The sequence below is a fragment of the Xenorhabdus sp. KK7.4 genome, from assembly GCF_963876465.1.
Classification (GTDB): domain Bacteria; phylum Pseudomonadota; class Gammaproteobacteria; order Enterobacterales; family Enterobacteriaceae; genus Xenorhabdus; species Xenorhabdus stockiae.
This window is the reverse complement of the sequence record NZ_CAWNQF010000105.1, coordinates 1-10399: the sequence shown is the minus strand read 5'-3', so window position 1 is coordinate 10399 and position 10399 is coordinate 1. Positions and strand designations below refer to the sequence as shown.

At 35.3% G+C, this 10399-nt stretch carries 8 protein-coding genes and 2 tRNA genes; 4 read left to right on the top strand and 6 right to left on the bottom strand.

Annotated elements, in window-relative coordinates:
• The first annotated feature begins 188 nt into the window (after positions 1-188).
• Positions 189-878, top strand: coding sequence for a hypothetical protein (locus AACS90_RS18440; RefSeq protein WP_099123493.1), 690 nt, complete (start codon positions 189-191; stop codon positions 876-878).
• 417 nt (positions 879-1295) lie between these two features.
• Here AACS90_RS18440 and AACS90_RS18435 read toward each other — a convergent pair whose 3' ends face one another.
• On the bottom strand, positions 1296-3467 hold the full coding sequence (locus tag AACS90_RS18435) for an AAA family ATPase (RefSeq protein WP_099123492.1): 2172 nt from the start codon (positions 3465-3467) through the stop codon (positions 1296-1298).
• A gap of 616 nt (positions 3468-4083) precedes the next feature.
• Between AACS90_RS18435 and AACS90_RS18430 the strand changes: the two genes are divergently transcribed.
• The 3 genes from AACS90_RS18430 (at position 4084) to trhO (ending at position 7028) form a co-directional block, all read left to right on the top strand.
• Complete coding sequence (locus AACS90_RS18430; protein WP_228860418.1) at positions 4084-4260, top strand: hypothetical protein; 177 nt, start codon at positions 4084-4086, stop codon at positions 4258-4260.
• Between the two features lie 562 nt (positions 4261-4822).
• Positions 4823-5086 (top strand): helix-turn-helix domain-containing protein, encoded by a 264-nt coding sequence (locus tag AACS90_RS18425; RefSeq protein WP_099123491.1) that lies wholly within the window; start codon positions 4823-4825, stop codon positions 5084-5086.
• Between the two features lie 880 nt (positions 5087-5966).
• Entirely contained in the window at positions 5967-7028 is a 1062-nt protein-coding gene (trhO, locus tag AACS90_RS18420; RefSeq protein WP_099123490.1) for an oxygen-dependent tRNA uridine(34) hydroxylase TrhO, read from the top strand.
• Positions 7029-7117: 89 nt separating this feature from the next.
• Here the strand turns inward: trhO and AACS90_RS18415 are convergent, their stop codons facing one another.
• From AACS90_RS18415 to AACS90_RS18395, 5 genes are all read right to left on the bottom strand, one after another.
• On the bottom strand, positions 7118-7711 hold the full coding sequence (locus AACS90_RS18415; protein ID WP_099123489.1) for a LuxR C-terminal-related transcriptional regulator: 594 nt from the start codon (positions 7709-7711) through the stop codon (positions 7118-7120).
• 206 nt (positions 7712-7917) lie between these two features.
• Positions 7918-8178, bottom strand: coding sequence for a biofilm formation regulator BssS (gene bssS, locus AACS90_RS18410; protein ID WP_099123488.1), 261 nt, complete (start codon positions 8176-8178; stop codon positions 7918-7920).
• A 238-nt stretch (positions 8179-8416) separates the two neighbouring features.
• A complete protein-coding gene (gene pyrC / locus AACS90_RS18405) occupies positions 8417-9469 on the bottom strand; it encodes a dihydroorotase (protein ID WP_099123487.1) in 1053 nt (350 codons plus the stop codon).
• 229 nt (positions 9470-9698) lie between these two features.
• Positions 9699-9774, bottom strand: a tRNA-Asn gene (locus AACS90_RS18400).
• 197 nt (positions 9775-9971) lie between these two features.
• Positions 9972-10047: transfer RNA gene (locus tag AACS90_RS18395), tRNA-Asn, on the bottom strand.
• Positions 10048-10399: the final 352 nt, after the last annotated feature.

Here is a 10399-nt window from a genome sequence, read left to right as displayed (position 1 = left end):
TCACTAGAATGCAAATGTCAGATTGCGATGCGCCTGTTAGGGCGCGGCAGGTAAGAGAGCCTTATAGGCGCATATGAAAAACCCCCGGCTATGCCGGGGGATACTTATTTTTATCTTGATTAAGTCAGTGATTATGTGAACATCTAAATTGTAAATATTAAAATCAAACTTTAATGAGGATATATGTTTTGAGTAAATTTGAGAACATTAATGTTTCAGGCAATAATAACCAATTTGGAGATAACAACGTCCAGAATAATACAGTAAACAATAACGACTATAACATAAGTAATAATAAAGATGAAGATAATTCATCTGCATTACTTTTTAGCGCAGTCGCAGGAGTAGTTACAATTATTTGGTGGTTCTTTAATAACATTGAAAGAATCTACTATTATCTAAATATAATAACATTATCTTCTGCAATTTTATCTTTTTTTTCTTTATGTATCCTAATATTTAATGAACAAATTAAAAAAGAAGATTTTTTCCGTTTTTTTGGGAGTGTTATATCTTCTGTTGGATTGTTTTTATTGGCTATTTTTGCGTATAATCATGCTCCAAATGATATAATCCAATTATCGCAAAAAGTTAAATTGATAGATTTTTGGAAAAGCCTAACAGAACACGGAAGAAATATCGCATTAGCAAACTTCATATCATCAATTATAATTGCCATATCTGCCATTTTCTCTCATCTTTCATCATTAAGGCAATTTGCATATTCCCTATCAAACGCTAATAGAACAGGTTTATGGTATAGGGTTTACAGTAGTATGAAAATATTTAAAATGCGCATTTCTGCTTTTGTTTTTATTTTAGCAAGCGGATTGGTTTTATTTATTTTAAATGGTTCGTTCCCTGGTCTTGATAATTAAAGTTCATTTCATAGATTGGAATAATTTAAAAACCGCTGTGAAGAGTAAATTTCTCAGCGGTTATCAAAAAAATTATTTTCTGTGCACCCTACTAATTTCAATTTGGTTTAATTGCTCTACAGTATTAAAATTTAGCTTTAAATATGAGAAAATATGTATTATCATATAAAAGTTATCGTTCGGGTGTTCTCTGTAATAAGGTGAGCTTTAACACACTAAGTAGACGCTTATACTATAGGTGTATAAGGCTGCCAGTGGCAACACTGGTAACCTATATGGAGAAGCCATATAATGAAGATCGTCCCTGTACGCCAGTATATACGCTTTAAAAATGGTTGCTGGGAGACGGTGTGTGCGCACTACCGTTCATGGCCTAAGCGCTAATCAGTAATAGTCCCCCGACGATAACACTCTTAACTATTCCATCATTTTGTTATAGTGTTCAATATGATTTGTTTTTTCAAATATTCTCTTAAATAACTCTAGGTATCTTTTTGCCTCAATTCGTCTAAATTCTTCAACAATATTTGCTGGGTCTGAATGGGAGCCTCGACTTATAAATCTATAAAAACCTTTGTAAGAATCGTCAGAAAGCTCTTCTGACATCTCATGCAATTTATTTCTTAATTTATCTGTATTATTAAGAAATGAAAAGTAGTACTCTAAGATATTTCTCATTACATTTGGCAATATGGATTCAGAGACATTTCCATTTTCAATATCTTTTATAGTCTGCCAAAGTAGTTGATATTCGTTTTTTATGTTTTTTCTATCCATTTTTTCTATTTTAGTGTTTTCCCCTTTATATAATCTATAAGCTTTGTGTTTTTCTTCAAACTTATCATCTTGTGATGGAGTGAATTTTATTAATTCATGGAAGAAAAATAAGTTATGTGTAAGTATTATTATTTTATTTTCATGTTTAGAATCAAATAGTTCATATTTTATAAATGATGCTATGTCATATATATAATTAAACGATAAACTCGATATTGGATCATCAATCACAATTAGATTTTTATATTTATCATTCTCTTTTCTTTCTTTGCACTTTTCAATAAAATATAGGAAAGTTATTAATGTTTTTTCACCTTCACTTAATGTTTTATATGCGTTTTTATCAGAATTACTTTTTCTACTAATGCAATAATAGTTACTTTCTGGAGATTTTTCTATTTTTATATCAGGAACTCCTAATTGCATCAGTTTATTATTAATGATATCTATAGTTTCATCAATATTTGATATGTTTTTCCTTAATCTATACATATCATTATTTAAATATATTTTTTTACTCTCTAATTTATCAATTTCTGAATTTATTTCATCTAACTTAAATTCTAATTCTCTTTTATTTTTTGTATATAAAATCAATAGATCTTTGATTATAAATTTCATCCCAGATAAAGACTTTTCTCTTATTCTATTTTCATTATCTTTGTACCTTTTTACTTTGTCATTAATTTCATTTATATGCTTATTTACATTGGTGAAATATTCTTCAATAATTTTAATTTTATCTGATATGGGGCATACTTCTAATTTACTAGATGGATTTTTGATTTTTTCATTAAATATTTTAATGTTCTCTTGGTGAATGATTTCCATTTCATGTAATGGCAACGTCTTTTTGTATTCAGGAAATATATCTACACTATCAAGTGATTTTTTAATGCTTGAGAAATATACATTCCATTTCTCCGTATAGTTCTCTTTCATCATTTCTATTTTTCTTATTTTATTATTATAGGTCTTGTCGAAAACATTTTTTAAATGATTTTTAAAATTTTCGTTAATAGTATTTTCTTGACAGAAAGGGCAAGTGTTGTCCATTAGGTAATTATCCATTCCTTGTTTAATCCAGTCAGAACTACCTAATTTGTTTATTACTTCAGATAAATAACTTTCGCCAGAAGCTATAATGGGATCATTAAGTAATGTATTTATATTTTTTAACTCTTCGTCATATTTATAATGTTGTATAGTAGTTCTGGTATGTGCATTTTCTTTTCCATCTTTCAGATCGTTGTATTCTTTGATCAATTTTTGAAAATCAATACTTTCACTTGATTGAAAATTTATTATTTTGGAAAAAAATTTCTTCTTATCTTTTTTGTACCCCTCCATCAGTCCATATAAGGATGAATTTCTTATTTTGTAACATTCGTTCCAAACTCTATTTTGAAAATGAAGTTCATCTTTATTAATTTTATCAGTTAATTCCATTTTTTGTTTTATTAGATCTACGTGGCTTTTATCTAAATTTTTCAATGTGATTTCAATTTCATTGATTTCTATTTCAACTTCTTTATTTTCTCTGTTTAAGGTAAATATCCCTGGTTGTGTATCATTGTTATAAAAATTATCATCGGTGAATTTTTTATTATACACTATATAATTATAGTTTTCATTTAAATTGGATTTGCATTCTTTATATTTCTCTGAGTTAGAATGATTAAAATAACCTGCGATAGTTGATTTCCCACTCCCATTTTGACCATATATTAAAGTTATTTTTTTTGATAAATCCAACTCTAAATATTCAGTTTTATGATAGCTTGCTACGTTTCTTATTTTAAGATATCCCATGTTTTTACCATGTCATTTTAAATTGAACATTATAGATAATATACATAGTTATATTTAATAAATCCAATTGAACCAGATCACAAAAAATCATTTTTATGATTTATATCATCTTTATTATTTTAACGTAGTGGTATGAAATTTATGGGGTGTCAATGTGTGAAAAAGTTGCTTTTTATTATTTTTCTTTATTGCTGTTAGCAAAAGCATACAGTATATTAGTGGAACTTACTCACCATCATAGATGGTCAGCCATAATGGCAAAAAAACTCTCGTAGCCTGAAAGAGAGAGCAAGAATCGTGGTACATCTGCCCACCTTTGGAAGCAGATATTGTCAAGACACCTAAACCCTCGTCTGGCAATGAAGATTTCTTAAACTAATAGATAACCCAAAAGGATATCTTTATCTTGTTACCAAAGTGTAGTGAACGTGGGTTCATACACTGGAATTTCAAATCAACATAAATCCTATTTTTCTTCAATGAACAACAGGATAGCTTTTGCGCATCCGTTCATACTTTTACCTATCCCTGTTTGAATTATTCAACAGACAATTTTTCTACAGCTAATCCATTAACATGACTACCGTTTTGATATTTAACCTTACGGCGTTTTGCTGTGCCTGATAGCACTTCAATGTTTGCACGATTTTTGCTGATTGTTCACAGAACTCAAGGCGTCACTTTTTGTCGGTTTACCGCTGAAAGTGACGCCACAGCCAAGCACCACGCAATCCTGACAGGCTCCGGCCTGATTAACCACCCAGTGAATCTGACACTGTATTTTATAGATTGAAAAAGTATCAAAAGGAGAAATTGACGATATCGAGGCTGGCCTTTAGCCGGTGGGGATGACCTGCAAACGCAGGCGGCAGTACTGTGTACTCAACCGATACCCCGCAATACCTCAACTTGCGTTCACTCTGGCGCACAGATATCGGTCAAGGGCAAAGCAGTATTTTTTGTTTTGTCCGAACTGTCGCGCGCCAGAGATTGCATGTTGTCAGGTATAAGTAAAAAAATTGTTGGACTGGTTGCTTGAAGTATTAAGCATTCGGATCGCTGTCTGTATATGTCGAGCGGGTTTATAGTCGTAAAACTTAGTCGTCCAGTTATTGATTCAGATAAAACAATCAGTTAAAGTTCCTCCGCCATTAGCAAAATCTATTGGTCAGGGTTTCGCAGCCTTGAATTAACGTCCACACTGGTAGGAAATTTCTACCAGTGTGCTTGCTATCACCCTTTCAATGGTGATTCAGGCGGGGGAGGCTTTGGCCTCGCCGGTTGGACGTTACCGGTACTGCGAACCCTGTCTGAATCGCCACCATCAATATTAGTTAATGGAAGGGGTAGCAGGAATGAATAACAATGTTAAAAATGATTGGCATCAGGCCGATATTATTGCCGCATTACGTAAACGCGGTACAACTTTAGCGGCTGTTTCTCGTGAGTCAGGACTTAGTTCATCTACACTAGCAAACGCATTCAGTAGGCCTTGGCCTAAAGGCGAATGGATCATTGCTGATTATCTTGGCATCCATCCCTCAGAAATCTGGCCAAGTCGTTATTTCGATTCTCATACTGGAGAATTATTAGAAAGGAAAGCCCGCTCTAAGCCATAGGAATAACCTGTTTTAATTTGTGATCTAGTTCGTAAAAATGATAAATGTTTATATGAAGCTTTGAGCGTGAAATGGCAGCCAAATGTGACCATTTTCAAATCTCATGGCTTTTTTGCTTTAACGTGATGATTAAAAAGTTATAAATCTAATTTCTACGCACAATCGACCAGATTTAACGTAGCAAAATAATGTGGGGGTACAACTGGGGGTATGTGACATTTTTGATAAAATTAATTCATTAAATATTAATATGTTAACATGCCAGTATTGCGCTCTCCTCTCCTGAAAGCGACATGAAGATGTGTATAGTTTTTCCTATACACATCTTCCTATACACATGGGTGAAATGATGAAGCTAACAGACGTGGCAATTAAGAGATCTAAGCCAGAAGCAAAGGCTTATACTCTTTCCGATGGAAACGGGCTTTGGTTATCCTCCATACCTTTTACAACGTGATCATCACGAAAAGCAAGAATCCTAATAGACCCATTTCCATCTAACAACAAGTGAATAACATTTAACAATTAGTTAACTTTTGAAACTAAACTCAATAGTTTTGCTTGTTTCCTGAGTGGTTAAAGAGATGCGAATAATATATGTTGCCACTTCATACCTGTCTCGATATGGACAACTAATACGTATAAACATTGTCTGATACTCTATAGTGAATAAGTAATTTCTATGTATACAATCAATTCAGAACAGGGATTGATAGATCTGGGTCACAGAAAAAAGTAATATTGTAGAAAATAAAAACCCCAAGTATGAACTAAGGGTTTTAGTTAAAGATTTCGAGCATGATCTAGCGTCGACACTACGTGGACATAGATAGATATAAATGTATACATATCAACAAACTACAAGGGTACTTTGAACACCATGCCAGTGTTACATAACCGTATTTCTAACAAAGAACTGAAAGAACGTATGTTGGCTGAAACTGAGCCGCGCACAACCATCTCTTTTTATAAATATTTTGCTATTCCTGAGCCACAGGATTTTCGCGACAGCCTGTATCAACAATTTACTGATTTGTCAGTGTTTGGACGGGTTTACATCGCTAAAGAAGGTATCAATGCGCAAATCAGTATCCCTTCTAAAAATGTTGATGCCCTGAAAGCAGTATTAAATACCGCTGATCCTGCTTTGTATAACTTGAGACTCAATATTGCATTAGAAGATGATGGCAAATCATTTTGGGTATTACGCATGAAAGTGCGTGAGCGTATTGTTGCTGATGGTATTGAAGATGAAACTTTTAATCCGTCAGAAACTGGTGAATACCTGAAAGCGGATCAGGTCAACCAGATGCTGGATGATCCTGAAACTGTATTTGTTGATATGCGCAATCATTATGAATATGAAGTCGGGCATTTCGAGAATGCGATTGAAATTCCGTCAGATACATTTCGTGAGCAGTTGCCTATGGCAGTTGAGATGTTGAAGGATGATAAAGATAAAAATATCGTCATGTATTGTACTGGTGGGATCCGTTGTGAGAAAGCAAGTGCTTATATGCTGCACAATGGTTTTAACAATGTTTATCATGTAGAAGGCGGTATTATTGAGTATGCCCGTAAGGCGAAAGCTCAGGGGCTGCCTGTTCGTTTTATTGGTAAAAACTTTGTTTTTGATGAGCGTATGGGAGAACGTATTTCTGAAGACGTTATTGCTCAGTGCCATCAGTGCGGTTCAACTTGTGATAGCCATACTAACTGTAAAAATGATGGATGCCATTTGCTATTCATCCAATGTCCGTCTTGCGCAGAGCGGTTTGAGGGATGTTGTAGCGATGTCTGCCGGGAAGAAATGTTACTTCCTGAAGGCGAACAGCGTGCTCGTCGGGCAGGAAGAGAAAATGGGGCTAAAATTTTCAACAAGTCTCGTTATCGGTTGAATGAAGGTTTGAATATCACTTCGCTGCAATCCATCAAACAATAAATCTTATTTAACTGCCTGTTTAGTCTACTGAATGAACAGGTACTGCAAACTGGCGTAATAACTTAAATGTAATTGCGCCAGTTGAATTATTAACAGAGATACTTAAAGATATTATAAATAAAAAGTAACTCCATCTGGTTAACTACTCCTAATTTTTCAATGATATGTCGTTTATGCGAATAAACGGTACTGCCGCTTATTTTTAATATCTTTGCAATCTTATATGTGCCTATTTCCAGCATCCAATAATAGAGGATCCTATTTTCCTGCGGGCTAAAAATAGAACTTTTTGCATTGAAATGAGAAAAATAGTGTTGAATATCATATGAAGCAATTTCTTTTAATCGTTCAAGTAGTAAGCTAAGATTCCTTTTTGGTAAAATAAAATCCTTATTAGTCAGCTGGATATGATTTTCTGTCCATGGGTATGGCTTATCAATATAGATATAAATGCGTCTGTCATGCATTAAGGAGAAAAATAACTTCATGTATTCACAGTATGAACTGCAATAACCGTAATGTGTTAGATTCATCAGAACAATATCTGGTGAAAATACCTGAAGAGTAGTTATTGCATCATGAATTGAATGCGTACCTGCTGTAAGGATATTCGTATTTTCTTTCAGGGACTCAATGATCCCGAGGCGGGTATAATAGCACTCATCAATGATTAATAGCTTCATTAGCTGAACATCCTTGTTCTACAGTGGTTATTATTAAGTGAAACAGTCTACCGGATAGTTAAATATCAGGCAGTGTCTGGCTGTTTATAATACAGCATTGTGAAAAATAATAAACTATATGAATGATTCTGTGAGCTGATATTTGTTTTGATAGCAGTGGCGGACACTCAATGTGCTGAGTGTCCTAATAGGTATGAAATTTGCTGTTAATGTTTTGTATAGTCAAGTTGGTCGTATTCTGATGATTCAATCTTCTCGATCCCAGCCTGCAAGATTAGAATTAGCTGTTTTGCAACTCCTGTAGTTAACCACAATGTTTTGTCAATACTGACATTATCTGTCTTTGTGGTTTGATCTGGGGAGGATAAGTAATGAAGGCGAATCATCATGGCGTCATAGGTGTCAACAATACTGATGTCCCAGCCTACAACAGGGTGGGTTTGAATAATTTCATCTTTTTGTCCCATATAACCTCCTAATCAGACTACAGCATTGTTATTGGTATAATTGACTAAGAGCTGCGAATCTCATCAAAGATGAGTAATGGCAGTATAAACCTTTTTATCAAACTAATACTATAACCAGTCTCAGAAACCCGATGGTGATCATTTTATCTGAGGGTGAGTGTTAACGTGTTAGGTAGGGAAAGAGGGATGACGCCTTCATGCGGAAACTAAGTATCTCCGCATGAAGCACGATGAGAGGTTACTTACATATTTTTACTTCCCATCCGGCATCTTCTCCAGCCAGGAATGGGATCAATTTTTCGCCATTATATTCGACGTATTCGAAAACTGGGGTAGGCTTGCGTGTAAGTTCAATAAACCCATCATTAACAGGTAAATCATAAAATTTCGGGCCATTCAGAGAGCAGAATGCTTCAAAATGCTCCATTGCATTCATTTCTTCAAAAACAGTTGCATAAGCAGCTAAAGCGGTTGGCGCATTGAAAACACCAGCACATCCACAGGAAGATTCTTTACGGTGCAATAAATGAGGAGCGGAATCTGTTCCCAGGAAGAAGCGGTCACAGCCACTGGCAACAGCTGCGCGTAATGCCTCCTGATGAATATTGCGCTTTAATACTGGTAAACAATAGAGATGTGGGCGGATCCCGCCAACCAGCATATGATTACGGTTGAACATCAAATGCTGTGGAGTGAGTGTTGCTCCTAACTTATCATTGCCTTCAAGAACATATTCGGCAGCTTCTTTGGTCGTGATATGTTCGAAAACAACTTTCAGCTCAGGGAACTGCTTACGTAACGGCTCCATGACCTGCTCTATAAAACGGGCTTCACGATCAAAAATATCAATATGAGCCGCAGTCACTTCACCATGGATCAGGAGAGGCATTCCTAATTTTTCCATTGTTGCTAGCAGAGGATAGATCTTTTGTATATCTGAAACACCGTGGCTGGAATTAGTTGTTGCATTGGCAGGATAGAGTTTACAGGCAGTGAAAATACCTTCTTTGTAACCTATTTCAATTTGGGAGCTGTTTGTTGAATCCGTGAGATAGCAGGTCATCAGAGGCTGAAACTGGTGTTCTGATGGAATGGCTGCCATTATCCTGTCTTTATAGGCCTTAGCGCTGGCAACATCTGTCACAGGCGGTGCAAGGTTAGGCATAACGATAGCCCGGCCAAAGAAATGGCTGGTATGAGGAACGATAGTTTTCAGCATATCACCATCGCGAAAATGGACATGCCAGTCGTCAGGGCGGCGGATTTTAATGGTATATGATTCAGTAGTCATGGAACCGGCTCCAGAATATAGGTGAGAAATGGTGGAAGCTGATTCAGCATTCCTTAAGCCGGAGGTAGATGATAAAGAGAAAATAGTTAAATAGCTATTATTAAATGATAAAGTTCCGCTATTTTTGCAGAATTAAGATTTTTATTTTATATAAGCTAGGGTATTCAGAGGAAATTAATTGTATCAAAAAGGAAAAAATAGAAGTAACAAAACGAGGGTGTATTGAAGTTGGCTCCTCCAACTGGACTCGAACCAGTGACATACGGATTAACAGTCCGCCGTTCTACCGACTGAACTATGGAGGAACTCCTTCAAGACGGGGCGAATATTAACGGCTATTTTCTCATTTGTCAAAGGGGAAAATCATAATAACTGATTGTTTGCCGTTAATATGTACTTTTTGTCGATAATATATGCTTTGTGATTTTCAGCTCATCAGTGTATCTTCAGTAGCAAAGCAAAAAGCCCGACTCAGTATAACTGAATCGGGCTTCTTTAAATTTGGCTCCTCCAACTGGACTCGAACCAGTGACATACGGATTAACAGTCCGCCGTTCTACCGACTGAACTATGGAGGAATTGCTGTGTTCCTGAGAACGAGGCGAATAATAGGGGAATGGAGAGGGCTTGTAAAGCAAAAAAATAAAAAATAAGTTCAAGTGATTGAGATATACTCAAAGCGGTGAGTTTTTATCATTTTTTATAGCAAAAAATAATCAGCGACGCACTTTTTAGGCTTTACTCACGATAACGAATTAATATTTCGTTATATTTTCTGATGCCAGATAAATGCCCCGGCAAAAAGCAGAAAAGCAAAAAGCCCGACTCAGTAAAACTGAATCGGGCTTCTTTAAATTTGGCTCCTCCAACTGGACTCGAACCAGTGACATACGGATTAACAGTCCGCCGTTCTACCGACTGAACTATGGA